This is a genomic window from Streptomyces virginiae, assembly GCF_040638905.1.
Classification (GTDB): Bacteria; Actinomycetota; Actinomycetes; order Streptomycetales; family Streptomycetaceae; genus Streptomyces; species Streptomyces virginiae_B.
Map to the genome: position 1 here is coordinate 18930 of NZ_JBEZYV010000025.1, position 25908 is coordinate 44837.

The window sequence follows — 25908 nt, forward strand, 5'->3', positions numbered from 1 at the left end:
CGAGAGAGCCGTCACCATGTCCCCATCCGTACACATCACTCCGCTCCGGCACGTCTCGGCCGCCGAGGCCGCAGCGTGGCACCAGGTCGTCGCGGCCTCGATGGCCCACGACCTGCCGGGCGTACCGCCCCCCGCCCCCGGACAGGTGCGCGCCCAGCTCACCAAGCCCGCACTGGGCAGCCACCGGCTGACCTGGCTGGCCACCGGGGCGGACGGCGTCCCGGTCGGGGTCGCCGGCCTGCGGCTCTTCACCTCCCCGGGCCAGGAGCACCTCGCCGAACTGGAACTCCACGTCGCCCCCGCACACCGGCGCGCGGGGACCGGCTCCCTCCTCCTGTCGGCCGTCGTGGCGGCCTGCCGCACCGAGAACCGGCGCAGCCTGGTCGCCACAGCCGCGGCAGGCGGTCCGGGCGAGTTCTTCAGCGAACGGCGGGGCTTCCGCCGCGTACTGACCTTGGACCACCTCATGCTGCACCTCGAAGAACAGGACGAGGCCGGACCGCGCAGGCTCGCCGATGCCGAGCACCCCGGCTACCGGCTGGCCGGCTGGACCGGAACGGTTCCCGACGACCTCGCCGACGCCTTCGCCGCCGCCAAGGACGCGATGAACGACATGCCCGTCGGCGATCTGGACTACGGCCGCGTGACCTGGGACGCCGACCGCGTCCGGGCCATGGCCCAGGTGATCGTCGACCGCGGAGACACACTGCTGACCATCGCGGCCGTCCACGACGACGGCACCATGGCCGGCTACACGGAGATCCTGCTTCCCCAGGGAGCGCCCACGCGGGCCCAGCAGTACGACACCGCCGTCGTGCCCGCGCACCGGGGCAACGGGCTGGGGCTGTGGGTCAAGGCCGCCATGGTGTGCCGTCTGCGCGCCGAGCACCCGGGCGTCGTCGAGATCGAGACGGACAACGCCGAGGACAACGCCCACATGCTGGCGGTCAACACCGCACTGGGCTTCCGCTCCTACCGGCGCACCGGCGAGTTCCAGCTCGACGTGCCCGCCATCTGACCTTCCAGATCCTTCCGCGGACCTTCCACGGACCTTCCACAGAAACGAGAAACAGCATGCGAGTGCTCTTGATGGCGTACGGATCGCGCGGCGACATCGCGCCGCTGGCGGGACTGGCGGCGCAGCTGCGCGGACTCGGAGCGGAGGTACGCGTGTGCGCACCGCCGGACGAGGAATTCGCGGAACTGCTGACCGGCGTCGGCGCCGAGGTGGTGCCCTTCGGGCGCGACGTACGCGCGCTGCGGACGGTGGCGCCGCCGTCGGACGCCGCCGGGTTCGCGGCCGAGCTGGTCGCCGCGCACTTCGACACGGTCGGCAAGGCGGCCGAGGGCTGTGACGTGCTCGTGGCGAGCGGCCTGATGCCGGCCGGCGCCCGCTCCGTGGCCGAGAAGCTGGGCATCCGCTACGTGTACGCGGCCTTCCATCCGTTCGAGATGCCCTCGGCGCACTACGGGCCGGCGCCGCGCCCGGGCCCGGCGGCCCCGCCCGACATGACGGACAGGCAGGAGCTGTGGGACCTGGACGTCCAGAAGGTCAACGCCCTCTACCTCGCGCCCCTCAACGCCCACCGCGAGGCGATCGGCCTCGCGCCCGTGGACAACGTCCGCGACCACGTCTTCACCGAACGGCCGTGGCTGGCGGCGGACCCGGTCCTGGGCCCGTGGCAGGACCTGACGAACCTGGACCTCCTACAGACCGGTGCGTGGATCCTGCCCGACGAACGCCCCTTGCCCGCCGACCTGGAGAGCTTCCTGGACGCCGGCACCCCGCCCGTGTACGTCGGCTTCGGCAGCATGCCCCTGAGCGGGGCGGCCGACGTCGCCCGGACGACCGTCGAGGCGGCCCGCGCGCAGGGCTGCCGCGTACTCGTCTCCCGGGGCTGGGCCGACCTGGGACTGATCGACGACGCGGACGACTGCTTCGCCGTCGGCGACGTCAACCACCAGGCCCTCTTCCCCCGGGTCGCCGCCGTCGTGCACCACGGGGGCGCCGGAACCACGACCACCGCCGCCCGCGCCGGCGCACCCCAGGTGGTGGTACCCCAGTTCGTGGACCAGCCGCACTGGGCCGCCCGCGTGGCCGACCTGGGCATCGGCGCCGCACACGACGGCCCGACCCCGACCTTCGAGTCGCTGTCGGCCGCACTCAGGACGGCCCTGGCCCCCGAGACGCGAGCGCGGGCGAAGGCCGTCGCCGACACGGTCCGCACCGACGGGGCGGCCGTGGCCGCGAAGCTGCTCCTGGACACGGAGCACACGGGACACACGGAGCACACGGAGCACGCCGAGCCCACGGAGCACGCCGACGCCGTGCCGCCCGTGAGCCGCGAACAGATCTCCGGCATCGCCCACGCCGACCACCCGATCAAGTCCCCGCTCGACGACGACTCGGTCAGAGGGCTCCTCGAACGAGGCCTCCCGCGGGGCGACGAGCGAGTGCTCGACCTCGGTTGCGGCACCGCGGAATGGCTGCTGCGCGCCCTGGCGACGCGCCCGCACCTGCACGCCGAAGGCGTCGACGTGTCCGAGGTCGCCCTGACGCAGGCCCGCCGGGCGGCGAGCGGCCTGGGGGTGGACGACCGGCTGGTCCTCCACCACCAGGAGGCCGCGGACTTCGTCTCCGCGCAGCCGTTCGACCTGGTGATCAGTGTCGGTGCCACCCACGCCTTCGGCGGCCTCCTCCCCACCCTGGCCGCGGCCCGCAGGCACCTGGCTCCTGGCGGCCGCGTCCTGATCGGCGAGTCTTTCTGGGACCGCACCCCCTCACCGGAGGCCGTCGAGATGTTCGGTGACCTCGACGACCTGGCGACCACCGTGGACCGTGTGGTCGCCGACGGCTGGACCCCCGTCCACGGCCATGTCAGCACCCGCCGTGAGCTGGACGACTACGAGTGGGCCTGCTGGGGCTCACTGGCCGCATGGGCGCTCGACCACCCCGCCGATCCGGCCGCCGCGCACGTGCTGGAGACGGCCGATGCCCAACGTGCGCAGTGGCTGCACGGCTACCGGGACAGCTTCGGGTTCCTCTGCCTGGTCCTGCGCCGAACGTCGGACTGACCGACCGCCCCACCCCCGCTGAACGGGTGGGAAACGGGTCATGGTGGAGGGAGGGCACGCGGAGGGCGAATCCGCGTGCCGCTCCGCTCCGGGAAGGAGCCGACCGGCGTGCCCAGCAGTGGCGGCGCCCCGGCCGACGCCCTCGCGCCCGCCTGCTGCGGGCCGCCGAGCCCTTCCAGGGCGGGGCGCCCTGCGGTTCGGTCGGTCGGCCGCGCGGCGTCAGAACGCGTACACCGGGTTCTCGTTCAGGGTCGTGGACATCACGCACGCGTTGGAGAAGGTGTGCTTCCAGGCGACGCGCCTGCCCTGCAGGACACCGTCCGCCGTGACCGTGACGGGGTCGAAGTGCATCGGGCAGGCCCGCGACGGGTTCGGCGCCGCCAGCAGGCGGTTGAGTTCGCCGTCGGTGGCGTTGAGGGCGTCGCACGCGGCCCTCGGGTCGGGGTGGGTGCCCTCGGCGGTGTAGGCGCAGCTGAGGGTGGACGCGCGCAGGACGGTGTCCGTGGGCGCGCCGGACCCCTGGACGACGGTGAAGACCATCGCGGACGGACCGTGCGCACTGGCGGGTTGAGCCTCCGCGAGACCGGTGCTGCCTGCAAGACACAGAAGACTGGCGGCGGATACGGCGATGATGTGGTGACGCATGACAGGTTTCGCCTTCGATTCAAGGTTGACTGCGGTTCGATGCCTGTGATCTGACGCTCAACTGAAGACGAGCCTGGCAGGTGCGAAGGAGGGTCGCCAATGGGTGGTCGATTTACGGACAGATCATTCGAATACCGGATGCCCGGTGGGTGTTCGCGCAGCTCGCGGGGCACGTCCCGGGCCCCCCGCGCGGCTCACCGGGCCGGGTTCGCCACGTGGCACGATCCCTCCCTCCCTGGTGGCGCCGGTGCGCGGTCCGCCGGGTTCCCTTGCAGGGTGACGCGATGAAGGCGGTCACGCCGGGGTCTCAGACGTGGAGCTCCTGGGGGAAGCCGGTCCAGCGGAGGTCGGCCGGGAGGTGGCCGGTGTCGTTGAAAAGGAGGACGGCCGGCGGGCGGTCGGGGGCGTAGCGGATGACGGTAAGGGCCGCGTTGGCATGGTTGATGCCCAGCCATCGCCACTCCGGCGCGGCGAGTGCGGCGCGGACGAGCCACCCCACGAGGAAGTTGTGGGTGACGACGAGCTCGTGGCGCGGTGCGTCGCCGACGACGGGCCCGGTGAAAGCCGCCAGCGCCGCCGCCGCGAGCCCGGGGCCCTGCTCCCGCTCCTCGGCCGTGAACCGGCCGAGGAACTCGGTCCAGGCGTCGGCTGCCTCCGGCGGCAGTTCCTCACGTGACGGCAGGTAGGGGACGTAGTCGCCGGCGGCCTCGCAGCGATGGCGGGGGACGCCGTCCAGCTCTTCCCCGACCAGCCGGGCGGTCTGTTCGGCCCGGGCGAGCGGCCCGTGGTGGATCGCCTGCAGCGGGACGCCCCGGAGCCGCTGCCCGAGCAGGGCGGCCTGGCGGCGGCCCGCATCCGTCAGTTCGCTCTCGTCCGAGGAGGCTTCGCCGTGGCGGGTGAGATACAGGTAGCGGGCGGCCGTACCGGGCATGGGACATCCTCCAGCGAAGTCGATCTTGTGGACCCGTGAAGAGACGCCGACGTGCGCGGGCCGGTTCCGCGACGGGCCCGAACCGCCGCGACGACGGCCCGCCCCCCGCCGAGTGGGGACGCCGGCGTCCCTGGCCGCTTCCGGTCGTGATCTTGCGAGCGCCGGCACGGAGGCCGAAAGTGCCGGCGCGCGCTTGACGCAGGGGCAGTGGGGCGACAGCCTTGCCCGGGGTTACCGATAGGTAGGGGTGAAGGGGTGGGCATGGACAGGGACGACGCGGAGTTGCTGTTCCAGGGAGTCGAGCGGCAGGCCGAGCTGGTGCGCACCGGCAAGGTGACCTCCCGCGCCCTCGTCGAGGCCTCGCTGCGCCGCATCATCCGGCTCGACCCCGCGCTCGGTGCCTTCCGGGTCGTCCTCGCCGAGGAGGCGCTCGCCGAGGCCGACGCCCGCGACGCGGAAGAGGAGCAGACGCACGGCCCGCTCCACGGCGTGCCCATCGCGGTGAAGGACGAGCTCGACGTCGCCGGGCAGGTCACCACCTTCGGCGGCGCCGCCAACCGCACCCCCGTCGCCGCCGATTCCGAGGCCGTACGCCGCCTGCGCGCCGCCGGAGCCGTCGTCATCGGCAAGACCACGATGCCCGAGTTCGGCCAGTGGCCCTTCACCGAGTCCGCCACCCACGGCAGCACCCGCAACCCGTGGGACACCACCCGCACCCCGGGCGGCTCCAGCGGCGGCAGCGCCGCCGCCGTCGCGGCCGGCCTGATCGGGGCGGCGCTCGGCGGCGACGGCGGCGGATCCATCCGCATCCCGGCCGCCTGCTGCGGGCTGTTCGGCCTCAAGCCCCAACGCGGCCGCGTCTCCACCGCCCCGAACCCCCACCTCTGGTACGCCCTCGGCACCGTGGGACCGCTGACCCGCACCGTCCGCGATGCCGCCCTGCTCTACGACGTCCTCGCCGGGGCCACCCCCGCCGACCGCTGGAGCGCCCGCCCCGTCACCACCGGCTGGATGCGGGCCCTGCAGACCCCGCCCGGCCGACTGCGCATCGGGTACTCCGCCAAGCCCGCCGTGCCCGGGGTCCGCCCGCATCCCGAGCACGTCGGAGCCCTGCTGGAGACCGTACGGGCGCTGCGCGAACTCGGCCACGACGTACGCGAGGTCAACCCCCGCTACCCGGACGCGACGGCCCCGTTCGCGGCGCAGTTCTGCGGCGGGGTACGCGCCGAGGCCGCCGCCGTCGAACGTCCCGACCTGCTGGAGCCGCGCACCCGGAGCACTCTCGCGCTCGCCCGCCTCGTCCCCGAATCCGCCGTGGAACGCGGGATCCGGGCAGGGGAGCGGCTGGCGGACCGCGCCGACCGGATGTTCACGTCCATGGACCTGCTGCTGACCCCGGTCATCGCCGCCCGCCCGCGCCCGGTGGGCGCGCTGGACGGCGCCGGCCTGCTGACGGCGCTGGCGCGCTCGCGCCCGATGGTCGCCTACACCGCCCTGTGGAACGTCACCGGCCACCCGGCGGCGTCCGTGCCCGCAGGCTTCGGCACCGACGGGCTGCCGCTCGCCGTGCAGCTGGTGGGCCGCCGCGACGACGAGGTGTCGCTGCTGCGGGTGGCGGCGCAGCTGGAGGAGGCCCGGCCGTGGGCGGAGCGCCGCCCGCCGCTGCCGGCCACCTGACGACGGGGCGGGCGCGCGGACGCCTCCGCACGAGTACGGCACTCGTGCGGAGGCGGTGTACGGGGCCCGTCCCGGCGGCTACTTCACCGAGCCCGCCATCACGCCCTGGACGAAGTGCCGTTGGAAGGCGAAGAAGACGACCAGCGGAACCACCAGCGACAGGAACGCCCCGGGTGCGAGGACGCCGATGTTGCTGCCGAACTGCCGCATCTGGGACTGCAGGGCGACCGTGAGCGGCTGCGAGCCGTTGTCCGCGAACAGCAGTGCCACGAGCATGTCGTTCCACACCCAGAGGAACTGGAAGATGGCCAGGCTCGCGATGGCCGGGCGGCCGAGCGGCAGCACGAGCCGGGAGAAGATCCGCCATTCGCTGCCGCCGTCCATCCGGGCGGCCTCCAGCATCTCGCGCGGGATCTCTGCGAAGTAGTTGCGCAGGAGGAAGATCGCGAACGGCAGGCCGTAGGCGACGTGGAAGAGGACGACGCCCGCGACCGTCCCGAACAGGCCCACCGCGCCGAAGAGTTTCGCCACGGGGAGCAGCCCGATCTGTACGGGCACCACGAGGAGCCCGACGACCACCAGGAACACGCCGTCCCTGCCGGGGAACTCCAGCCACGCGAAGGCGTATCCGGCGAGCGCCGCGATGACGACCACCAGGACGGTGGTCGGCACGGAGATCAGGACGGTGTTCCAGAAGGCCGCCCCGATGCCGGAATCCCGCAGCAGGGCACTGTAGTTGTCCAGGGACAGCTGCGCCGGGTCGGTGAGCGCGGTCCACCAGCCGTCGGTGGCGTTGTCCTGCTCGGAGCGCAGGGAGGACAGCAGCAGGCCCGCCAGCGGCGTGATCCACACGAGGGCGACCAGGATCAGGACGCCCTGGACGGCAGAGCTGGCCAGCAGGCGTGAGAGCCGCCCGCCGCGACGCCGTCCGGGCGCGGAGGAGGACGCGGACGGCGCCGGGGGAGGTGTTGCGGAGAGCGCCGGTGAGGACGACGCCGGTGACGGCGACGGGCCGCGCCGCTCGACGGTGCTGTGGCCGCTCATGCTCCACTCCTTCGGAAACGCCGGACGTTGAAGATCATCGCCGGGACGACGAGCAGCAGGAGCACCATGCTGAGCGCGCTGCCGAGCCCCTGGTCGTCGCCGCCGCCGAAGGACACCAGCCACATGCGGGTGGCCAGTACGTTCGCCTCTTCCTGGACGGGTCCGGGCGCGATGATCCAGACGAGGTCGAAGACCTTCATCACGTTGATCACGAGGGTCACGAAGACGACGGTGAGCACCGGTGCGAGCAGCGGCACGGTGATCTTGCGGAAGATCTGGCCCTCGGTGGCGCCGTCCATGCGCGCCGCCTCCAGCGCGTCGCGCGGGATGGCCGCGAGGCCGGCGCCGATCAGGACCATCGAGAAGCCGGTCCAGACCCACAGGTAGGCGCCGATGATGGCCGGCGTCACCAGCGCCGGACCGAGCCAGTCCACGCCCTGGTAGGGGGCTTCGAAGTTGGACGCCGGCAGCCGGACGGTGTATTCACCGTCGGCGAGGCCGGTGAGGCGGAAGGTGCCGTCGTCGGCCGTGGTGGCGGTCGCGGCGACCCGGCCGTCCCGTACGGCCTCGACCGTCATGCCGGGCAGCCCCTTCTCGCCGGGGTCGACCCGGCCCGGCGTGCCCGCGCCACCGGGGGCGAAGTCGAGGTAGACGACGCCCCCGATCGCGTCCGTGCCGGCAGCGTCGGCAGCCGCGTCCGCGGCGGCGGCCTTCGCGCCGGCCGGCATCGCATCGGGGGCGACCCCGATGAACCCGAGGCCGAGCGAGCCCCCGGGCCGTACGGTCGACGCGCTGCTGTACGGGCCGCCCGCCCCGCCCGTCAGGCCGTGGCCCTCCCGGGCGCGTGCCGTCGGATACGCGGCGGCGTCGTCGAAGCCGTCGTGGACACCGACGACGGCGGCGTTGAGCACGCCCCGGTCCGGGTCCTGTTCGTAGGCGAGCCGGAAGATGATGCCCGCGGCGAGGAAGGACACGGCCATCGGCAGGAAGAGGACCAGCTTGAACGCGGTCGCCCAGCGCACCTTCTCGGTGAGCACGGCGAGCATCAGCCCGAGCCCGGTGAGCAGGGTGGGGGCGACGACGACCCAGATGGCGCTGTTGCGGATCGCCTTGAGGGTGGCCGGGTCCTGCACGATCGCCGTGTAGTTCGCGACTCCGACGAACCGCTCGCCGTCCGCGTCGAAGAGGCTGCGGCCGAAGGAGAAGAGGACGGGGTAGACGACCAGCGCGCCGAGGAGCAGCAGGGCCGGCAGGACGAAGACGACCGCGAGGCGGCGCTTCCTGCGCTGGGCCCGTCGCCGCCCGTCGGCCGGGGGGCGGGCGGTCACGGTGTCAGCCATGTCGGTCGCCTCAGTTCCCGTAGGCCTTGGCGGCCTCGGCCTCGAGCTTCGCGGCGGTGCCCTGCGGGTCCGAGGGGTCGCGCAGGAAGTCCTGGAGGAGCTTCCACTCGCCCGCGCCCTTGGTGCCGCCGAACGCGGCGGGGGCCTGGTCCGACATGTCGAAGCGGATCGAATTACCGGCCGCGATCAGGGAGTTGGCGGTGCTGCGCGTGGTGTCGTCGCTGTACTTGGCGAAGTCGACCTCGTTGTTCGGGGACAGGAAGCCGCCCGCGCCGGCCCAGACCTCGGCCGCCTCGGCGCTCGCCAGGAACTCGACCAGCTTCATGCCGGCCTTGCCGTTCTTGCCGTCCTTCAGGACGACCGCCGCGTCACCGCCGCTGACCACCGGCGCCCTGCCGCCGTCGACCGAGGGGAAGGGGAAGAACTTGGCGTCCTGCCCGAGCTTCTTGCCGAACTGGCCCTTGGCGATGCCGCCGACGAAGTCGCCCTCGTAGACCATGCCCGCCTTGGGCTCGGGGCCGAAGACCTGTGCGACCGAGGAGGGGAAGTCGGTCCCCAGTGCGGCCTGGGCTCCGCCGGCGACGAGCTGCTTGTCCTTGAACAGCTCCCCGAGGGTGGTCAGGGCCCTGACGACGCTCTCGTCGGTCCACTTCAGCTGGTGCTGGGCGAGCTGGTCGTACTTCTCCGGGCCGGCCTGGGAGAGGTAGATGTTCTCGAACCAGTCGGTCAGGGTCCAGCCGTCCTCGCCGGCTATGGCGAAGGCCGGGCGGCCGGAGTCCGCGAGGGTGCGGCCGGCCTTCAGCATGTCGCTGTAGCTCTTGGGCTCGCCGACGCCGGCCTGGGAGAAGGCCTCGGGGGCGTACCAGACGGTCGACTTGTGGGCGGCCTTGAAGTAGAGGCCGAAGTACTGGCCGTCGACGGTGCCGTAGTTCTTCCACACCGGGGCGAGGGTGGACCCGGCCGTCTGGGCGGTCTGGTCGGACAAGGGCTGGAGCCAGCCCTTCTTGGCGAACTGCTGGAGCACGCCCACCTGGGGCACCATCACCACGTCGGGTGCGTTGCCGCCTTCGATCTTGCTTCCGACGAAGGTGGAGACGTTGTCGCCGGAGGGGACGAAGACCGTCTGGGCGCCGGTCTTCTGCGCGAAGGCGTCGAGGACCTTCTTGAAGCTCTGCTGTTCGGCGCCGGTCCAGACGCCGGCGACGGTGACGGTCTGGCCGCTGAGTTCGCCGCCGCTCGCGGGTCCGGTGGCGCCGCCGCAGGCGGTGGTGCCGAGGGCGAGGGCGAGGGCGGCCGTCGCGGTGGCGGCGCTCCGGCGGGTCGTCTTGCTCTGTCGTCGCATGATGAGTCCTCTCGGGGAAGTCCGGGGCTGGGGAGAAGGGGCTGCTACGGGGTCACGGGCTGCGGGGCTGCCGCGCCGCCGGGGGCCGGGTCCTCGCCCGCCCACCAGGCCGCGGTCGCCGCGGGCAGCACTCCGTCGGGACAGGGCCCGCTGGCGAGCAGCGGAGTACCGGGTACAGGGGCCGGCACCGGCTCCGTGCCGAAGTTCACCGCGCAGATCAGGCCCTCGCCGCGGGCGATGGCCAGTACCTGCGCGGGCGCGTCCAGCCAGCGCAGGGTGCCGTCGCCGAGCTGTGGCAGGGTGCGCCGCAGCTGGAGGCCGTCGCGGTAGAGGTGCCAGAAGGAACGGGTGTCGGCCAGGGCGCGGTCGGTGGCGTGCTCGGCGAACCACTCGGGCTGCGGAAGCCACGGCTTCACGCCGGCCGTCTCCTGGCTGAAGCCGAACGGGGAGGCGTGCCCGGACCAGGGCAGGGGCACGCGGCAGCCGTCCCGCACGTGCTTGCGGCTGCCGGTACGGCGGAAGATCGGGTCGGTGAGGACCTCGTCGGGCAGGTCGAGGACTTCCGGGAGGCCGAGTTCTTCGCCCTGGTACACGTAGGCGGCGCCGGGCAGGGCGAGCATCAGGAGGGCCGCGGCGCGGGCGCGGGCCGCTCCCAGTCCGCTGCCCTCGACCCCCGGTTCGCCCGCGTACCGGGTGACCGTGCGGACCTGGTCGTGGTTGTTGAGGACCCAGGTGACGGTGGAGCCGGTGCCGGCGATGTCGCGCATCGCCTCTGTGATCGTCGCGCGGAAGGCGTCGGCGTCCCAGGGCGCGCTGAGCAGGTCGAAGAAGAACGCCTGGTGCAGTTCGTCGGGGCGGACGTACTCGGCGTGCTCGCGTGCGGTGGGCACGGACACCTCGCCGACCAGCAGCCGCTCGTGACCGTCCCGTGCGGTGTACTCCTCGCAGACCGCCCGCCAGCGGCGCCACACGCCGTGCACCTCGGGCTGGTTCCAGGCCAGCTGGTTGACGGCGTCGCGGGCCCGCTCGTCCGCTCCGGGGTCGTCCGAGTCGGGCAGGTCGGGGTGCTTGAACAGCCCGGCGGCCACGTCGATGCGGAAACCGTCGACGCCCCGGTCCAGCCAGAAGCGCAGCACCCGCTCGAAGTCGTCGCCGACGACGGGCTCGCGCCAGTTCAGGTCGGGCTGTTCGGGGGTGAACAGGTGCAGGTACCAGTCACCGGGGGTGCCGTCGGGCCCGGTGGTGCGGCTCCAGGCCGGGCCGCCGAACATGGCGTGCCAGTTGTTGGGCGGCTCCGCGCCGTCCGGGCCGCGGCCCGGTGCGAAGTGGAACCGGGAGCGCGCCGCGCTGCCCGGGGCCGCGGCGAGCGCCTCGCGGAACCACGGGTGCTCGCTGGAGCAGTGGTTGGGGACGATGTCGAGCAGCAGCTTGAGCCCGAGCCGATGGGCGTCGGACACCAGCCGGTCGAATTCGGCGAGGTCGCCGTAGACCGGGTCGACGCCGCAGTAGTCGGCGACGTCGTAGCCGTGGTCGTGCTGCGGCGAGGGGTAGAAGGGGCTGAGCCAGATGCCGTCGACGCCGAGCTTGCGCAGGTAGGGGAGACCTGCGCGGACGCCGGCGAGGTCGCCGACGCCGTCCCCGGTGCTGTCGAGGAAGCTGCGGACGTAGACCTGGTAGATCACCGCGTCGCGCCACCAGGGGAGGGAGGGGGCGGCGCTGCGGGAGGGGTGACCGGTACCGGCCGGAAGGGTGCTGAGCATCTCGCGTCGACCTGTCTGCTGAATGCGAGAGCGCCCTGGATCAGGTGCGCTGTTATGCATGCATGTTAAGTAGCAGCGACTGGAAGGTGTCAACGATGTGTCCAGAATCAGGCAGAAGCTGGGGTGGTTTGTCCATCGATGCCCCCATAAATACAAGAGGGCTTCTACTTAACATGTAAGTAGAAGCCCTCGGAGAGGTGCAGAAGTGCGATCCATGCGATCCGTGCGATGTGTGCGTTCCGCTGGATCAGCGCGTGCGGGAAATGGCCCCGAGCTCGCGCGCCAGCCGCGCCACAGCCTCGTCCGGCGTCTGGCGCAACGCCATCACGTCCTGCCCCACGGCCTGCACGGCGAGACTCACCTGGTCGTAGCGCGGACTCTTGGGCCGCGGCACCGCCGACAGCACGCTCTCGCGCAGGGTCGGCAGGTACGGGTACGCGCGGACCAGCTCGGGATCCTCGTACAGCGCGGCGCGCACCGGTGGCAGCGAGCCCTCGGTGAGGACGCGCCTCTGCACCCGTTCACTGGTGAGGTAGGAGATCAGATCGGCCGCCGACGCCGGGTGCCTCGCGCGGCTGCTGACGGCGAGGTTGGAGCCGCCCAGCACACTGGTGCCGGGCCCGTCGGCGCCGGGCAGCGGCACCGCGCCGAACCTGCCCGCGACCTTCGACCCCGGTGCGCCGGCGTCCGCGTACACGTAGGGCCAGTTCCGCAGGAAGAGCAGCCGGCCGTCCTGGAACGCCTTCCGGGACTCCTCCTCCTTGTAGCCGAGCGCGTCACGGGAGATCCAGCCCTCCCGCACCCCGTCCGCGAGGAACCGCAGCCCCGCGCGCGCCCCGTCGGAGTCCACGGTGACGCGGGCGCCGTCGTCGCGCAGGATCGAACCGCCCGCGGAGTGCACGGCCTCGGTGACGTTGACGGTGAGCCCCTCGTACGGGAGGAACTGGCCGGCGTAGCCGTCGAGCCCGTACCGCGGGGCGATCGTGCGTGCCTGGCGGACCAGTTCGGACCAGGTCCGCGGCGGCTGCTCGCCCGCCAGGTCCAGGACGTCCTTGCGGTAGTAGAGCAGGCCCGCGTTCGTGACGTACGGGACCGCGTACAGCCGGCCGTCGAAGGTCGCGGTGTCCACGACCGGCCGCAGGAAGGCCTCCAGGGGGAACCGGCCGCGTTCGAGCGGGGAGATCCACCCGGCGGCCGCGAACTCGGACGTCCACGCGACGTCGATGTTCAGCACGTCGAACCGGTCGCGGCCCGATCTCAGCTCGCTGATCATCTGGGCGCGGGTCTCGTCGGCCGAGTCCGGCAGCTCGACGAGAGTGACCCGCTCGTCGGGGCGGCTCTCGTTCCAGTCGTCGAGCAGGGGGCCGAGGTAGTCGGTCAGATCGCCCGCCGTGACGAGCGTCAGGGGGCCGCGGGCGTCGGAGGCCGTACCCGCGTCGGGGCGCACCCCAACACCGGTGTACCCCGCCAGGACGACCGCCACCACCAGGAGAGCTCTACCCGCGGCACGCATCCACCGCATAGATTCCTCCCAGTGCACGATCCGGCTGCGTCGCCGACCCATCGTGGGCCTATATATACCCGTTAGGCATGGGCGATACTAGACGTCCAGGCAGCCGGACCGGACACAGGAGACATCCGGCCGGGTGCCAGTGAACGGTTGACTACGCAGCGGGAAGGAGGGGGGCGAGTGCGGCTCGCGCTCCTTGCGCTCCTCACCCGTAGCCCTGCGCACGGTTACGAGCTCAAGCAGGACCTTGAGAAGCTCCTGGGCGCCGCGTACCCTCAGCCGAACGTCGGCCAGATCTACGTCACCCTCGGCCGGCTGGAGAAGAGCGGCCTGATCGAGGGCGAGGACGTCGAACAGTCGGGCCGGCCCAACAAGCGCACATACAAGCTGACGGACGCCGGGCGCGAGGCCGTACTGGCCTGGTTCGAGGACACCGCCGAGGAACCCCGGGTACGGGACGAGTTCTTCATGAAGCTGGCACTCGCACCGCAGTCGGGTCTGGCCGATCCGATCGCCCTGATCAACAAGCAGCGGCGCCAGTACCTCAACACCATGCGGGACCTGTCGAAGCTGGCCGCGGCCGAGGACCGCGACAACAAGATCTCCCAACTGCTGATCGAGGGCGCCATGCTGCACCTGCAGGCCGACCTCGACTGGCTGGAACGCTGTCAGGAGGAGCTGGAATGAGCGACGACGCCACCGCCGCTCCCGTCGTGCCCATCGTCCGCGCCGAGGGCCTGACCAAGACGCACCACGGCGAGGGCACCCCGGTGCCGGCGGTCCGCGGCGTGGACCTCTCCGTCCAGCCGGGCGAGTTCGTCGCGGTCACCGGGCCGTCGGGCGCCGGCAAGTCCACCCTGCTGCACCTCATCGGCGGCCTCCAGCGGCCCGACGGAGGCAGGCTCTGGCTCGACGGCGAGCGCGTCGACGCCTACCGCGAGGCCCGCTGGGCCGTCCTCAGGCGCCGCAGCATCGGCGTCGTCTTCCAGTTCTTCAACCTCGTCTCCAACCTCACCGTCGCCGACAACGTCGAACTGCCCGCCCTGCTCGCCGGCGCCTCCCCGAAGGCCGCCCGCGACTCCCGCGCCGAACTGCTCGCCGAACTCGGCCTCGAAGGCCGCGAACGCTCCATGCCCGGAGAGCTGTCCGGCGGCGAACAGCAGCGGGTCGCGCTCGCCCGCGCCCTGGTCAACCACCCCGCACTGCTGCTCGCCGACGAACCGGCCGGCAGCCTCGACAGCAAGGGCACCCGTGAGGTGCTCAGGCTGCTCACGCGGTTCCACCAGCGCGGCCAGACGATCATCATGGTCACCCACGACGCACGGATGGCCAGCGCCGCCGACCGCGTCATCAGCTTCTTCGACGGCCGAATAGCCGACGACGCACAACTCGGCGGCGGCCGCCCGGGCCCGGCCGGCGGCGTCTCCGGCGTACTCGAACTGAAGGAGTGACCGTGCGGGCCACTCTGCGCTGGGCGCAGGCCGACTTCCGCGCACACCGCGGCGAAGCCCTCTTCGTCGTCCTCGCCAGCGCCGGCGTGATCGCCTCGCTCCTGCTGGCCGGCGCGCTGTTCGGCTACGCCGCGAACCCCTGGCAGCGGGTCTTCAACCAGTCCCAGGGCGCGCACATCTGGCTGCACACCCGCGCCGGGGCGGGCACCGACGCGGACGCCCTGGCCGCGGTGGACGGCGTCGCGGCGCTGTCCGGGCCCTACCGCACGGCCGCGACCACGGTCGAGTCCCGCGGCGCCAGGGCCGGGGTGACGCTCCGCGCCGCAGAAGCGGAGCCCCCGCAGACCGGACGGCCGCTCGTCGCCGCGGGCAGCTGGCTCGCCCGGCCGGACGCCGGCGACACCGGCACCGGCTCGGGGACCGGCTCCGTCGTGCTGGAGACCTCCGTCGCGCGGGCCCTCTGGGCGGAGCCGGGCGACACCGTACGCGTCACCGGACCGGACGGCGCCCCGCACCTGCTGCGGGTGAGCGGGACGGCCGACGCGGCTGAGCCCCGCTACCAGCCGGGCGGCGCGGCCGGCATCGGCTGGGTGCTCCCCGGCACGCTCGAAGAGATCGCCCACGCAGACACCGGGCAGAGCGTCGGGCTGCGTCTGGAGGACCCCGACGACACCGACTTCATCGTCCAGCGCGCGGTCACCGTACTCGGCGCCGACCGGGTCGCCGAGGTCACCAAGTGGCAGCAGGCCCGCGCCGAGGCGGGCGGCGACGACCGGCTCCTGGGCACGGTCTTCGCCGTCTTCGGCCTCGGCGCACTGCTCGCCGCGGCCCTGGCCGCGTCCGGGGCGGTCGGGGCCCGCGTCCGGGGCCAGCTGCGCGACATCGCCGTCCTGAAGGCGATCGGCTTCACCCCCGGCCAGGTCACCCGCGGCTTCCTCGTACAGCACCTGGCCTTCGCGCTCCTCGGCGTGGCCCTCGGCACCACGGCGATCGCCCTGCTCGGCGCCCGGATACCGGGGCGGATCGGGGAGGCCGCCGCCGTCTGGCAGGACCTGCCCGGACACACCGCCCTGATGATCGGCATTCCCGGCGGCGCGGTGCTGTTGATCGCCGCCTCCACCGGGCTGTCGGCCTGGCGGGCCGGCCGGGTGCCGCCGGTGCCGGTGGCGCGGGCGGCGCTGCCGTCCGCCGCGCCGATGACCGCCCTCGGCAAGCGGGCGCTCGGCGTACGGGTGCCGCCCGCCCTGGTCCTGGGATGGCGTGCGGCGTTCCCCCGGCGCGGGCGGACGCTCGTGGCGGTGGCCAGGCTCGCGCTGCCGCTGGTGCTCATCACGGTCGCCCTCGTGGCCTGGTCGACGCTGGACCAGTTCCGCAGCCGCCCCGCCCAGGTGGGGCTGGCCGCGGCGCTGACCGTGCGGTCCGAGCAGCCCGCGGGGCCTTCGGACGCGGAGCTGGAGGAGACCCTCGCGACGGTCCCGGACATCGCCGCCGTCCATCCGGGTGCGGAGATGGCGGCGCTCGTCCCCGGGCAGACCGGCACCATCACCCTGCGCGGCCTGGGCACGGCCCGCCGGCCGTACCCCTCCGCGGTGGTGGAGGGGCGCGCGGTCGCCGGCCCCGACGAGGCCGTGGCCGGCCAGGGGCTGCTGGACCTCCTCGGCGTACGGGTCGGCGACTGGGTACGGATGACCGTCGGCGGACGGCCGCAGATCCTGCACCTCGTCGGGCGCACCATCGAGCCCGATTCCGGCGGCCGGGTGATCACCACGACCCTGGACGCACTGCGCGAGCGCGACCCCCGGCTGCGGCCCGCCTTCCACGCCCTGGAGCTGCGCGAGGGGGCCGATCCCCGGGCCGTGAGCGGCGCCCTCGCCGCGGCGGCCGGCGCACCACTGGAGGTCCGCGAGACGCCCAACCCGGCCGACCGGCTGGAACCGGCACGCGGGGTGATCGGCGCCCTGATCGCCGTGCTGGCGCTCATCGGGCTGATCGAACTGCTGACGCTCATCGGCACGGGCGTACGCGACCGGGGCCGGGACCTGCTCGCGCTGAAGGCCATCGGGCTGACGCCCCGCCAGATCGGGGCGATGATCGTGACGGCCGCCGGCCTGACCGCGCTCGTGTCAGCTCTGGTGGGGACGACGGTGGGCGTCCTGTCCGGCACCTGGCTGGTGGACACCCAGGGCGCGTCGAGCGGAATCGGCGCGGGCATTGCCCAGCTGCCCCCGCTGCCGGTGCTGTTGACGGTGATCGTGGGCGCGGTGCTGGGTGCGGTCGCGGCCGCGGCGCTGCCGGCGACCCGGACGGCACGACGACGGCTGGCGGACTCGCTCGGCGAAACCCTCTGACGCCCCCCGGCGCCGGCGGCCGTGACGGCGCCCCATTCGGGCGACACCAACGTGGGGCGGGGGCCCGAAGCCGGGTAGGCGCCATGCATGAACACCGAAACCCTCCGCCCCTCGAAGGTCGCCCCCGCCCTGAACGCCGCGTCCGGGTGGTGGCTGACGACCCTGGACCGCCTCGAACGGACCACCCTGGCCGACCCGGCGATCCGCGTACTCCAGCGGGGGATCCGCTCGCTCCCCCTGGGCGAGGTGAGGGACCTGCTCAGGGGAAGGCCACTGGGCCATCCCCTCCATCCCGTCCTCGTCCAGGTACCCATCGGATGCTGGCTCTCCGCCGCGGTACTCGACGTCGTACCCGGTGAGCGGCGCGCCGCCACGACCCTGACGGCCGTCGGCCTCGCGGGTGTGGCCCCGGCCGCGATCGCCGGCTGGGCGGACTGGGCCGACCTGCCGCCCGAACAGGCACGGGTCGGCCTGGCCCACGCCGTCTCCAACGCCGCTGCCGTCGGCTGCTACGCCGTCTCCCTGGCGGCGCGCCTGGGCGGCCGCCCCGCGAAGGGCAGGCTGTGGTCGTGCGCCGGTCTGGCGGCGGTGGCCGTCACCGGAGCGCTGGGCGGCCACATCGCGTACCGACAGGCCGTCGGAGCCCATCCAGCCTCGTAGCGGCAGCCACCTCTTCCGCCGGTCAGCGGCCCCAGCGCAGTGCCGGGGTCTGCACCGGCGCGTCCCACAGCCGCAGCAGTTCGTCGTCGGCCCGGCACAGCGTCACCGAGCATCCCGCCATGTCCAGCGACGTGACGTAGTTCCCGACGAGGGTCCGCGCCACCGGTACGCCGCGGTCCGCGAGCACCCGCGCCACCTCCGAGTGGAACCCGTACAGCTCCAGCAGCGGCGTCGCGCCCATGCCGTTCACCAGGGCCAGGACCGGTCCGTCGGCCGGGGCCACGTTCGCCAGGTCGTCCAGTACGGCGCCCACCGCGAACTCCGCGATCTCCCGGGCCGACATCATCGGGCGGCGCTCCCGGCCGGGCTCGCCGTGGATCCCGATGCCCAGTTCGAGCTCGCCGTCCGGCAGGTCGAACGTGGGGCTGCCCTTGGCGGGGGTGGTGCAGGCGCTCAGCGCCACGCCGAAGCTGCGGGAGGCCTTGTTGACCCGCTCGGCCACAGCGGCGACCTGCTCCAGCGCAGCGCCCTCCTCTGCTGCGGCCCCGGCGATCTTCTCGACGAACAGGGTGGCCCCGGTGCCGCGCCGGCCCGCTGTATAGAGGCTGTCGGTGACGGCCACGTCGTCGTCGACCAGCACGCGCTGGACGCGGATGCCGTCCTCCTCGGCGAGTTCGGCGGCCATGTCGAAGTTGAGCACGTCCCCGGTGTAGTTCTTGACGATGAACAGGACCCCCTGGCCGGAGTCCACCGCCTTGGCGGCCCGCAGGACCTGGTCGGGCACGGGGGAGGTGAACACCTCGCCCGGGCAGGCGGCCGACAGCATTCCGGGGCCGACGAAGCCTCCGTGCAGGGGCTCGTGCCCGGAGCCGCCGCCGGAGACCAGGCCGACCCGACCGCCCTCGTTCGCGCCCTTCCGTACGATGACCCGGGCCTCGGGGTCCACGTCCAGGTCCGGGTGGGCGGCGGCCAGCCCGCGCAGGGCGTCGGCGACCACGGTCTCAGGACTGTTGATCAGCATCTTCATGGCGCATCTCCGGGTGAGGACGACAGGTGACTCTCTGAGCAGTGCTTTGGCAGGTCAAGGCAATTGGTTCGCGATATTGACCTTGCCGCTCCCTGGACTCTCGAAGCAGGTTCTGGTGACTTCTGTGATGACTCGTCAGATGCCGTGGCGACTGCGCACCGCTCGCTTCGACGGTAGGGCAGCCCGCCCCGCAGCGACAGGCAGACGGGGTCTCGGGCGTGGCGCCGGGCCGGGGTCGTACTGCCGACGGCGCGGGGGAGTCGCACAGGCCGCTGGGCGGGATCCGGGCTTCCTCGCCGATCTCACGACGGGCCGCTTCAAGGAGTGTCCGATGGCGACCGAAAGAAACGGCCGAGGCGGCACCGGGCCGCGCCTGCGGCGACCGCCCCAGCGCGTGCCGCGACGCGGCCTCGCCGCCCCGCATCTGCGCCACGCCGGTCCGTGCGGCAGACGAAGGCGGCGCGCTCGCCCTCTTCACCGTGGGCGAGCTCGCCCACGGTGAAGGGTGCGCTACAGCGAGCAGGACAACTCGGAGTTCGCCGACCTGGATGCCCGCAGGCCGGTCCTGACCTGCGGCCGCGCCAGACCTGGGCACATTGATCGCGCACATCGACGGTGGGGGCACCGGGCGAGTCGCTCATCCCAGGCGGCCGACGTGCAGGATCACGACCGCTCCCGGATCGCGGGTGAGGGTGTAAAGGACGCGATAGCGGCCGACGTGGATCCGGCACAGCCCGGTGCCGAAGACGGCAGCGCCCTGCGGGCAGGGCTCGCCGGACAACAGTTCGACGGCGGACAGCAACTGCTGCAGCCCGGCCGGATCGTCCGCGAGGTGTCGGGCCGCCGCGTACACGGCAGTCTCCTCCCACACGATGCCGTACGTCATCTGCGCCCCTCCCTCCACCGGGACGAAGCCCGGCCGGCGGGTACGCGAGCCGGGCGGACCTCACCCGGCGCCTGCCCGGGGCGCCGCCCGGTACGCCTGCGGCCGTCGAGCCGCGTCGCCGCACGCGTATGCGCAGCCGAGTGAAGGGGCGACGACCGTATCGACGGGCCGTCGAGGTCGGGGCACGTCACCGCCGATCGGCGTCCGCTGCTGCTGACGTCGGTCCGGTCGCTGAAATGTCCCCGCCCGGAACGGCTTCGCCTCCGGCGGGACGAGGGCAAGCGAGGGGGTCACGAGAACGGGGGCAGAGCCCGGGTGCAGGACCCGCAGGGGTACGGGGAAGAAGCGGACGGATGACGCGGCGCAGCAGACACGGACGAGCGCACCCCGGCGACGCGCGCAGGGGAAAACCATGCCGTGCGCAGGCCGGCCATCAGGACGCTCGACGAGCTGACGGACCTCGTCGCCTGCCGGACGGGCCTGTACAGGGGCTGGTCGATGATGCCGGACGGGCGGGGCCCGGACAACGAGCCCCTGTAGATGTCGCATCCGAGGCATTTCTGGCGATTCGGGGTGGGTGAGGTGTTGGAAGCAGGGCAGGCGCTTTCGTGCAACGTCCGAACGCGATGCACCAGGAGGAGCCTTGAGTGACTTCCAGAACGCGAGCCGCCCGGACGAGAGCAGGACGGCGGCCGCAGCCCAGACAGTTCAGAACAAGGCCGGTGAGGGAGCGGCGCTGGTCGGTGACAAAGCCGCCGAGGTAGGCGGAACGGCCAGGGAACAAGCGTCCCGCGTCGTGGGCGAGGCCACCACGCAGGCCCGTGACCTGGTCGGGGAGCTTCGTACCCAGCTGACCGGTCAGGCCGAGACGCAGACGCAGCGGCTGGCGCAGAACGTGCGCCGGCTTTCGGAGGAGCTCCGGGAGCTGGGCGAGAACGGCCAGCCGGAATCCACCATGGCGGGAGTGGCCCGTAAGATCGCCGACGGCGGCCGTCAGATGGCCGATCACGTTGAGAAGCGGGGCCCCGACGGGCTGGTCGCCGACCTGCAGAACTTCGCCCGCCGCCGCCCGGGGGTCTTCCTCGCCGGTGCGGCGCTGGCCGGATTCGTCGTCGCGCGAGCCGGCAAGGGCGTGAGTGCGGCCGCCTCGACTCAGAACCGCGACGCCGCCGGCGCCGCCGCCGATCGCGGCGCGGACACCCCCGCCGTGGCCGCCAGGCCCTCCACGGGACTGGGCGAACCTCCGCACGCCATGCCGGCGCCGCCGGCCTACCCTCCGAACGGATCGCCGGCCCATGGCAGCTCGGTGGGGCCCGGGGAAGGGGTCTGACATGGCCATCTCCTCCCACGAACGGCCCGTGGCCATCGCCCGGCCTTCCGTCCCGCCCCCGCCCGCGACGACGGCAGCAGAGCCGTCGCTCGGGGAGCTCGTCGGTGAGATCGGCCAGGACCTTTCGCAGCTGGTCCGGGACGAGATCGAGTTGGCCAAGGCCGAGATGAAGCAGGAGTCCGCCAAGGCCGGCAAGGCAGTCGGCATGCTGGGCGGAGCGGGATACGCCGGGCACGCGTTCCTGCTGTTCGCCAGCCTGACCGTGGTCTTCGCCCTGGCCAACGTGATGGATCCGGCCTGGGCCGCTCTCATCGTCACCGCCGTCTGGGCCGTCGTCGGCGCTGTGTTGTACGCGAAGGGCCGCGAGCGGCTGCGCACGGTCAACCTCAAGCCGGAGCAGACGGTGGACACCTTGAAGGAGGACGCCCGATGGGCACGACACCTGACGAGCTGAGGCGCGACATGGAGTACCGGCGAGCACACCTCTCGCGCAATGTCGACCGCTTGGCGGACAGGATGACCCCGCGCAGGATGGCCCGCCGCAAGGTCGATTCCATGCGCGACCACGTGAGCGGAGTGAGGGAGCGGGTAATGGGCACTGCACAGGATGCCGCGCACGGCACCTCCGCCAGCCTGCACCAGGCCGCGGACAGCGTGACGGGGACGGCCAAGGAGATCGGTGGCGACGTGCAGCAAGCCGTCCAGCAGGCCCCGGTCCGGATGAAGAGGCAGACACAGGGCAGTCCGCTCGCGGCCGGCCTGATGGCCTTCGGCGCCGGTATGCTCGCGGCCGCGCTCCTGCCGACCACCGAGGTCGAGGAACAGGCAGGCCGACAGCTGCGCGAGCACTCGGACGAGCTGCTGGAACCGGTCAAGGAGACCGCGCTCCATGCCGCCCAGGAAGTCCGGGACGAGCTGAAGGAGCCGGTCGAGGGAGCCGTGGGCTCCGTCAAGGACACGGCCCAGGAGGCAGCGGCCACGACGGCCGGGCACGCACAGAGCGCCGGCCGGGAAACCGCCGACGAACTGCGCGAGGTCGGACGCGAGACCGCAGCCGAGATACGCACGGACCCCGGCGCGCAGCGCCCGCCCGGGTAGGAGACGCTGCCGGGACGACGCGGGCCCGGCCTCCGAGAACACCGGAGGCCGGGCCGCGTCGTGTCCGCTCTTCGCTTGGCCGGCGGCGCAGCATGCAGGCGGGAACCCCCAGCGTGGTCGGGCCGGTGATCGCGCCCGCTCCGCACAGCATGCACAAGAGGTGGAGGAAAGCGGTCGGTTCAGTCCCGGCGGTGAGGACCATCCGTACGTGAGGGCGCCTAACCGTCACCTGGGCCTGACCCGCGCCACGGAACCAGGCTCAGTGGCCGGCGCGTTCGGACAGCATCGAGTGCCCGTACTGCAGCGCGTCCGAGACGGTCAGGGCGGTCAGTGCTCCGGTCACCGTGCTCGTCGCCTCGGGCCAGACGGCCCGGGCACCGGTGAGGGTGGTCACCAACCACACGCTCAGACAGAAGGGGCAGCTGATCAGCTCACCCGCGGTCTTGCGACCGGGCTCCTCGCGCGGGGACTCGTTGAGTTCCGCCGGAGCCCCCGCGCAATCCACGCGCGTGAACGGGGCGCGCAGAGGACGCGTGACGGTCGCCTTCCCGATCAGGCGACTGAGGCGGAACGCGGCCGTTGCGGTGAGCAGTAGGTCCCAAGGACGGGGCGGGGCCGGACGGGGGCGCCCGAGCCGCTGCCGCAGCACGATCCAGCCGCCCGTGTACGCGGCGAACCCGAGCATCGCCGCCCCGTGGCCGCAATGGGTGCGCAGACCTTGCATCGACCGCATCTCATCGCCTCGCTCCGCCCGCTCGGGCATTCGTGCACTCGTGTGGATCGGCGGCACCGCTGTTGCTCAGGCGCTTACCCGGCTCCCGGCGGGACACGCGTCGGACGCCGAGGCGGTGCGGTGGTGTGGCGGCGCGCCGGTCGTGCAGGCGCCGGGCACGAGGGGCGGTCCCGGCCGTTCCCCATACCTCCGTGCTCATCCACGCCGCACCCCCATGAGGTGTGGGCCGTGCTCGCCGACGCCCCGCGTTCCGCGGACTGGGTGGTGGGCACCAGCGAATCGCGCACCGAGGGCGGCCTGTTGCCCCCACTCGGGTCGGCCCTGGAGTGCACCGCAGGATGGGACCCTGGTCGGCCTACGGCACCACCGTCGTACGAGGGTGAAGGCCCCGGACGAACTGGCACTGGAAGTCGCCGGCGGCCCGCCGGGAACGGCCAGGGTAGTGATCGAGGTCCGGTTGTGGGGCGAGGTCGGCGGGGATCACGCCGGCGGTCGGGAAGTTGGGTCGGCTTCGGCTTCGGCCGCGTCCGCGAGGGCTTGTGCGGCGGCTGCGGCGGCTTGTGCGGCGTCGTCGGCGGCCTGGTTCGCCCTGTCCTCCGCGGGCCCGTCCTGGGTGGCCTGCGACGGAGGCAGCACTTCCTTGAAGGCGCGGCTGACGGTCTGGAGCGCGGAGGTGACCTCGCCGGGGATGATCCAGAAGGTGCTGCCCGGTCCTTGGGCGAGCTGGGGCAGCGCCTGAAGGTACTGGTAGGCCAGCAACTTGGGGTCGGGGTCGTTGCGGTGCACCGCCTGGAACACCTCGTCGATGGCACGGGACTGACCCTCGGCCCGGAGGATCTCCGCCGTTCGCTCACCCTCCGCACGCAGGACAGCAGACTGCTTGTCTCCTTCGGCGGTGAGGATCAGAGACTGCCGTTGCCCCTCGGCTCCCAAGATGGCGGCGCGTTTGTCCCGCTCCGCCCGCATCTGCTTCTCCATCGCGTCCTTGATCGACTGTGGCGGATCCACGGCTTTGATCTCCACGCGATTGACCCTCAGGCCCCACTTGCCCGTCGCTTCGTCCAGCACGCCTCGCAGTTGGCTGTTGATGGTGTCGCGAGAGGTCAGGGTCTTCTCCAGGTCCATCGATCCCACGACGTTGCGCAGGGTGGTGACGGTGAGCTGTTCGACCGCCTGGAGGTAGTTGGCGATCTCGTACGCCGCGGCCCGCGGGTCGGTGACCTGGAAGTACAGCACGGTGTCGATCTCGACGACGAGGTTGTCCTCGGTGATGACGGGCTGGGGTTTGAAGGAGACGACCTGCTCCCGCAGGTCGATCACGGGATACACGCGGTCGATGTAGGGGATGACGACGTTCAGGCCGGGTCTCAGGGTGCGGTGGTAGCGGCCCAGCCGTTCCACGTTGCGGGCGCGAGCCTGAGGCACGATGCGCACGGCCCGCACCACGGTGAAGACGGCGAAGACCGCGAGGATGACGCCGGCGACGACCCAGGCTTCCATGGTCACTCCCGGGGATAGACGAATGCTGTGCTGCCGCTGATTTCCACCACGTCGGCGGTCGTTCCCGGAGGGATCACCAGCGTCTCGTCGTAGGCCCGAGCGGTCCACTCCTCGCCCCCGATGCGGACCCTGCCGCCCTGCGCGGACACCTCACTGACCACATAGGCCGGCTTCCCCACCAGTGCCTCCACGCCGAACCGCGCCTCTGGGCGGGGCGAGAGGCGGCGCAGCGCGAGGGGGCGCACGAAGACCACGCTGAGCGTCGCGACGCCGGCGAACACCAGGAACTGCCACGGCACGGGAAGACCCAGCGCGGCGGCCGCGGCGGTGACCGACGCGGCCGCGGCGAGCAGCCCCAGTGCGGCGGTGAGGGTGAACACCTCCGCGACGGCCAGCACCGCCGCGGCGATCAACCACATCAACCAGGGCTCCACGAAGGCCCTCCTCACGTGAGCGAACGGAGACGTGCGGGCACGCTCCGCTCCGTTCCGTTTCGCATGGAATTTACCCATTTCGGCCCATAGGAACCCCCTTCGAGCGGCCATGGGCGGACCTGGCACGGGTAGCAGCACTGTGGCGGAGGCCGGTCCTCGGCCCCCCGAAGCGGACCGGCTGGGAGGGTTGGCGACGAGCAGCGGAGGGCAGCGCATGCCGTGGGCGTTCAAGACGGTCGGGTTCCGGGGGACACCGGTGGGCGATCTGCCGCTCCTGGTGTTCACAGGTGACGACGGCGACGAGCAGTCGGTGCACGAGCAGCTCACGAAGAAGGGACTGGGGCCCTTCCCCGCCGATGCCGCAGAGCTGCTGCGACCCGTGACGGCTTGGACGGCGGTCCTGCAGGACGGCGCCGTGATCGTCGCCCACGGCGGAGTCGAGTTCTACCGTCCTCCGCCCGGGCTCGTACCGGAGGCCTGGACGGAGATGGTGGTCGCCACCGGTCGCGTCGTCGTGGTCTGGCTCCCCGGAGCGGACCCGCCCGACGACGAGCAGGTCCTTGCTCTGCTGCGGCAGGGCGCCGGCCTGTGGGGAACCGCCGCCTTGGCCGCGTCTTGACGATCCTGCCGATCAGGGAGCGGCGTCGGCGCCTCGCGCCCGCCGGTCGGCACGCATGATCAGCAGGGAGATCAGCGAGGTCACGACGAGGACGGCCCCGACGGCGATGTCGAGGACCCGGCTGCCGTTGTCGACGGCGGCGTTCTGCAGCCCCAGTACGTACGGAGAGGCGATCATCCACAAGCCTGCCAGGCCGACGATCGCATCGGAGCGCCAGGTGCTGCCCCGGTAGATCCGAAGGCCGACGACGAACATCAGGATCGCCCCGATCACCGCCTCGTTGACCTGAGCGTCCTTCGCCCCGTCGTGGGTCGCCATCGGAAAGATCCAGAGGGCGGCAGAGGCGGCGAACATGACCAGTCCGATCACCTGGTCGTGCATGCCCTGACGGTAGGCATGGGCCTGGCGCGCCGGGACCGGAGCGTGGTGGGAGTGGTAGGTAGCCATGGCATCCTCCTGACCGTCGCCTACCCCTATCACCGGCCGTAACGCCCCTCA

At 72.5% G+C, this 25908-nt stretch carries 25 protein-coding genes and 1 pseudogene; 13 read left to right on the forward strand and 13 right to left on the reverse strand.

The window, feature by feature from the left end; genetic code table 11:
- Positions 1–16: 16 nt before the first annotated feature.
- The 3 genes and pseudogenes from AB0F82_RS27545 to AB0F82_RS27555 all read left to right on the forward strand — a co-directional run bounded on the left by AB0F82_RS27545 (position 17) and on the right by AB0F82_RS27555 (position 3075).
- Positions 17–1018, forward strand: a complete 1002-nt coding sequence (locus AB0F82_RS27545) for a GNAT family N-acetyltransferase (RefSeq protein ID WP_362632158.1) — start codon at positions 17–19, stop codon at positions 1016–1018.
- Between the two features lie 56 nt (positions 1019–1074).
- Positions 1075–2265: pseudogene (locus AB0F82_RS27550) on the forward strand (glycosyltransferase); the annotation flags it as partial.
- Positions 2266–2337: 72 nt separating this feature from the next.
- Positions 2338–3075 (forward strand): SAM-dependent methyltransferase, encoded by a 738-nt coding sequence (locus AB0F82_RS27555; RefSeq protein ID WP_362632311.1) that lies wholly within the window; start codon positions 2338–2340, stop codon positions 3073–3075.
- A gap of 219 nt (positions 3076–3294) precedes the next feature.
- Here the strand turns inward: AB0F82_RS27555 and AB0F82_RS27560 are convergent, their stop codons facing one another.
- Both AB0F82_RS27560 and AB0F82_RS27565 read right to left on the reverse strand, forming a co-directional pair.
- Positions 3295–3720, reverse strand: a complete 426-nt coding sequence (locus tag AB0F82_RS27560) for a subtilase-type protease inhibitor (RefSeq protein ID WP_362632160.1) — start codon at positions 3718–3720, stop codon at positions 3295–3297.
- Between the two features lie 307 nt (positions 3721–4027).
- The gene (locus AB0F82_RS27565; RefSeq protein ID WP_362632161.1) at positions 4028–4651 is read right to left on the reverse strand and encodes a histidine phosphatase family protein; all 624 of its coding nucleotides are present in this window, start codon (positions 4649–4651) and stop codon (positions 4028–4030) included.
- Between the two features lie 261 nt (positions 4652–4912).
- On the opposite strand from AB0F82_RS27565, the gene AB0F82_RS27570 reads away from it, so the two are divergent.
- The gene (locus tag AB0F82_RS27570) at positions 4913–6328 is read left to right on the forward strand and encodes an amidase (RefSeq protein ID WP_362632163.1); all 1416 of its coding nucleotides are present in this window, start codon (positions 4913–4915) and stop codon (positions 6326–6328) included.
- 78 nt (positions 6329–6406) lie between these two features.
- On the opposite strand, the gene AB0F82_RS27575 is transcribed toward AB0F82_RS27570, so the two are convergent.
- From AB0F82_RS27575 to AB0F82_RS27595, 5 genes are all read right to left on the reverse strand, one after another.
- Positions 6407–7372, reverse strand: a complete 966-nt coding sequence (locus AB0F82_RS27575) for a carbohydrate ABC transporter permease (protein WP_362632165.1) — start codon at positions 7370–7372, stop codon at positions 6407–6409.
- Positions 7369–8712, reverse strand: a complete 1344-nt coding sequence (locus AB0F82_RS27580; RefSeq protein ID WP_362632167.1) for an ABC transporter permease — start codon at positions 8710–8712, stop codon at positions 7369–7371. The genes AB0F82_RS27575 and AB0F82_RS27580 overlap by 4 nt, the downstream gene beginning before the upstream one ends.
- Before the next feature lie 10 nt (positions 8713–8722).
- A complete protein-coding gene (locus AB0F82_RS27585; RefSeq protein ID WP_362632169.1) occupies positions 8723–10054 on the reverse strand; it encodes an ABC transporter substrate-binding protein in 1332 nt (443 codons plus the stop codon).
- Between the two features lie 44 nt (positions 10055–10098).
- Positions 10099–11814, reverse strand: a complete 1716-nt coding sequence (locus tag AB0F82_RS27590) for a glycoside hydrolase family 13 protein (RefSeq protein ID WP_362632171.1) — start codon at positions 11812–11814, stop codon at positions 10099–10101.
- A 247-nt stretch (positions 11815–12061) separates the two neighbouring features.
- On the reverse strand, positions 12062–13336 hold the full coding sequence (locus tag AB0F82_RS27595; RefSeq protein ID WP_362632172.1) for an ABC transporter substrate-binding protein: 1275 nt from the start codon (positions 13334–13336) through the stop codon (positions 12062–12064).
- Positions 13337–13504: 168 nt separating this feature from the next.
- Here AB0F82_RS27595 and AB0F82_RS27600 point away from each other — a divergent pair, with 168 nt between their 5' ends.
- The 4 genes from AB0F82_RS27600 to AB0F82_RS27615 all read left to right on the forward strand — a co-directional run bounded on the left by AB0F82_RS27600 (position 13505) and on the right by AB0F82_RS27615 (position 17783).
- On the forward strand, positions 13505–14011 hold the full coding sequence (locus AB0F82_RS27600) for a PadR family transcriptional regulator (RefSeq protein WP_030660918.1): 507 nt from the start codon (positions 13505–13507) through the stop codon (positions 14009–14011).
- Entirely contained in the window at positions 14008–14775 is a 768-nt protein-coding gene (locus AB0F82_RS27605; RefSeq protein ID WP_362632174.1) for an ABC transporter ATP-binding protein, read from the forward strand. The genes AB0F82_RS27600 and AB0F82_RS27605 overlap by 4 nt, the downstream gene beginning before the upstream one ends.
- Before the next feature lie 2 nt (positions 14776–14777).
- Positions 14778–17123 (forward strand): ABC transporter permease, encoded by a 2346-nt coding sequence (locus tag AB0F82_RS27610; protein WP_362632176.1) that lies wholly within the window; start codon positions 14778–14780, stop codon positions 17121–17123.
- 87 nt (positions 17124–17210) lie between these two features.
- Complete coding sequence (locus AB0F82_RS27615; protein WP_362632178.1) at positions 17211–17783, forward strand: DUF2231 domain-containing protein; 573 nt, start codon at positions 17211–17213, stop codon at positions 17781–17783.
- Positions 17784–17805: 22 nt separating this feature from the next.
- Here AB0F82_RS27615 and dhaK read toward each other — a convergent pair whose 3' ends face one another.
- Entirely contained in the window at positions 17806–18810 is a 1005-nt protein-coding gene (gene dhaK, locus AB0F82_RS27620) for a dihydroxyacetone kinase subunit DhaK (RefSeq protein WP_362632180.1), read from the reverse strand.
- A 637-nt stretch (positions 18811–19447) separates the two neighbouring features.
- A complete protein-coding gene (locus AB0F82_RS27625; protein ID WP_362632182.1) occupies positions 19448–19696 on the reverse strand; it encodes a type II toxin-antitoxin system RelE family toxin in 249 nt (82 codons plus the stop codon).
- 417 nt (positions 19697–20113) lie between these two features.
- On the opposite strand from AB0F82_RS27625, the gene AB0F82_RS27630 reads away from it, so the two are divergent.
- The 4 genes from AB0F82_RS27630 (at position 20114) to AB0F82_RS27645 (ending at position 22124) form a co-directional block, all read left to right on the forward strand.
- Entirely contained in the window at positions 20114–20236 is a 123-nt protein-coding gene (locus AB0F82_RS27630) for a hypothetical protein (RefSeq protein ID WP_362632184.1), read from the forward strand.
- Positions 20237–20339: 103 nt separating this feature from the next.
- Entirely contained in the window at positions 20340–21026 is a 687-nt protein-coding gene (locus AB0F82_RS27635) for a hypothetical protein (protein WP_362632186.1), read from the forward strand.
- 1 nt (position 21027) lies between these two features.
- Positions 21028–21480: a phage holin family protein gene (locus tag AB0F82_RS27640; RefSeq protein ID WP_362632188.1), complete on the forward strand. Its 453-nt coding sequence runs from the start codon at positions 21028–21030 to the stop codon at positions 21478–21480.
- On the forward strand, positions 21456–22124 hold the full coding sequence (locus AB0F82_RS27645; protein WP_362632190.1) for a DUF3618 domain-containing protein: 669 nt from the start codon (positions 21456–21458) through the stop codon (positions 22122–22124). The genes AB0F82_RS27640 and AB0F82_RS27645 overlap by 25 nt, the downstream gene beginning before the upstream one ends.
- Before the next feature lie 259 nt (positions 22125–22383).
- Here AB0F82_RS27645 and AB0F82_RS27650 read toward each other — a convergent pair whose 3' ends face one another.
- From AB0F82_RS27650 to AB0F82_RS27660, 3 genes are all read right to left on the reverse strand, one after another.
- Positions 22384–22857, reverse strand: a complete 474-nt coding sequence (locus tag AB0F82_RS27650) for a DUF1360 domain-containing protein (RefSeq protein WP_362632192.1) — start codon at positions 22855–22857, stop codon at positions 22384–22386.
- Positions 22858–23337: 480 nt separating this feature from the next.
- On the reverse strand, positions 23338–24357 hold the full coding sequence (locus AB0F82_RS27655) for an SPFH domain-containing protein (RefSeq protein WP_436842168.1): 1020 nt from the start codon (positions 24355–24357) through the stop codon (positions 23338–23340).
- A 2-nt stretch (positions 24358–24359) separates the two neighbouring features.
- Complete coding sequence (locus tag AB0F82_RS27660) at positions 24360–24791, reverse strand: NfeD family protein (protein WP_362632195.1); 432 nt, start codon at positions 24789–24791, stop codon at positions 24360–24362.
- Positions 24792–25005: 214 nt separating this feature from the next.
- Between AB0F82_RS27660 and AB0F82_RS27665 the strand changes: the two genes are divergently transcribed.
- On the forward strand, positions 25006–25410 hold the full coding sequence (locus AB0F82_RS27665) for a hypothetical protein (RefSeq protein WP_362632197.1): 405 nt from the start codon (positions 25006–25008) through the stop codon (positions 25408–25410).
- 12 nt (positions 25411–25422) lie between these two features.
- Here the strand turns inward: AB0F82_RS27665 and AB0F82_RS27670 are convergent, their stop codons facing one another.
- A complete protein-coding gene (locus AB0F82_RS27670; protein WP_362632199.1) occupies positions 25423–25857 on the reverse strand; it encodes an SPW repeat domain-containing protein in 435 nt (144 codons plus the stop codon).
- Positions 25858–25908: the final 51 nt, after the last annotated feature.

Bases quoted from the DNA above. Each gene is read 5' to 3' on its own strand.
- AB0F82_RS27645 (WP_362632190.1), top strand. From the start codon at position 21,456: ATGGGCACGACACCTGACGAGCTGAGGCGCGACATGGAGTACCGGCGA.
- AB0F82_RS27665 (WP_362632197.1), top strand. From the start codon at position 25,006: ATGCCGTGGGCGTTCAAGACGGTCGGGTTCCGGGGGACACCGGTGGGC.
- AB0F82_RS27560 (WP_362632160.1), bottom strand. From the start codon at position 3,720: ATGCGTCACCACATCATCGCCGTATCCGCCGCCAGTCTTCTGTGTCTT.
- AB0F82_RS27565 (WP_362632161.1), bottom strand. From the start codon at position 4,651: ATGCCCGGTACGGCCGCCCGCTACCTGTATCTCACCCGCCACGGCGAA.
- AB0F82_RS27570 (WP_362632163.1), top strand. From the start codon at position 4,913: ATGGACAGGGACGACGCGGAGTTGCTGTTCCAGGGAGTCGAGCGGCAG.
- AB0F82_RS27590 (WP_362632171.1), bottom strand. From the start codon at position 11,814: ATGCTCAGCACCCTTCCGGCCGGTACCGGTCACCCCTCCCGCAGCGCC.
- dhaK (WP_362632180.1), bottom strand. From the start codon at position 18,810: ATGAAGATGCTGATCAACAGTCCTGAGACCGTGGTCGCCGACGCCCTG.
- AB0F82_RS27580 (WP_362632167.1), bottom strand. From the start codon at position 8,712: ATGGCTGACACCGTGACCGCCCGCCCCCCGGCCGACGGGCGGCGACGG.
- AB0F82_RS27585 (WP_362632169.1), bottom strand. From the start codon at position 10,054: ATGCGACGACAGAGCAAGACGACCCGCCGGAGCGCCGCCACCGCGACG.
- AB0F82_RS27605 (WP_362632174.1), top strand. From the start codon at position 14,008: ATGAGCGACGACGCCACCGCCGCTCCCGTCGTGCCCATCGTCCGCGCC.
- AB0F82_RS27575 (WP_362632165.1), bottom strand. From the start codon at position 7,372: ATGAGCGGCCACAGCACCGTCGAGCGGCGCGGCCCGTCGCCGTCACCG.
- AB0F82_RS27545 (WP_362632158.1), top strand. From the start codon at position 17: ATGTCCCCATCCGTACACATCACTCCGCTCCGGCACGTCTCGGCCGCC.
- AB0F82_RS27640 (WP_362632188.1), top strand. From the start codon at position 21,028: ATGGCCATCTCCTCCCACGAACGGCCCGTGGCCATCGCCCGGCCTTCC.
- AB0F82_RS27650 (WP_362632192.1), bottom strand. From the start codon at position 22,857: ATGCGGTCGATGCAAGGTCTGCGCACCCATTGCGGCCACGGGGCGGCG.
- AB0F82_RS27625 (WP_362632182.1), bottom strand. From the start codon at position 19,696: ATGACGTACGGCATCGTGTGGGAGGAGACTGCCGTGTACGCGGCGGCC.
- AB0F82_RS27655 (WP_436842168.1), bottom strand. From the start codon at position 24,357: ATGGAAGCCTGGGTCGTCGCCGGCGTCATCCTCGCGGTCTTCGCCGTC.
- AB0F82_RS27595 (WP_362632172.1), bottom strand. From the start codon at position 13,336: ATGCGGTGGATGCGTGCCGCGGGTAGAGCTCTCCTGGTGGTGGCGGTC.
- AB0F82_RS27615 (WP_362632178.1), top strand. From the start codon at position 17,211: ATGAACACCGAAACCCTCCGCCCCTCGAAGGTCGCCCCCGCCCTGAAC.
- AB0F82_RS27670 (WP_362632199.1), bottom strand. From the start codon at position 25,857: ATGGCTACCTACCACTCCCACCACGCTCCGGTCCCGGCGCGCCAGGCC.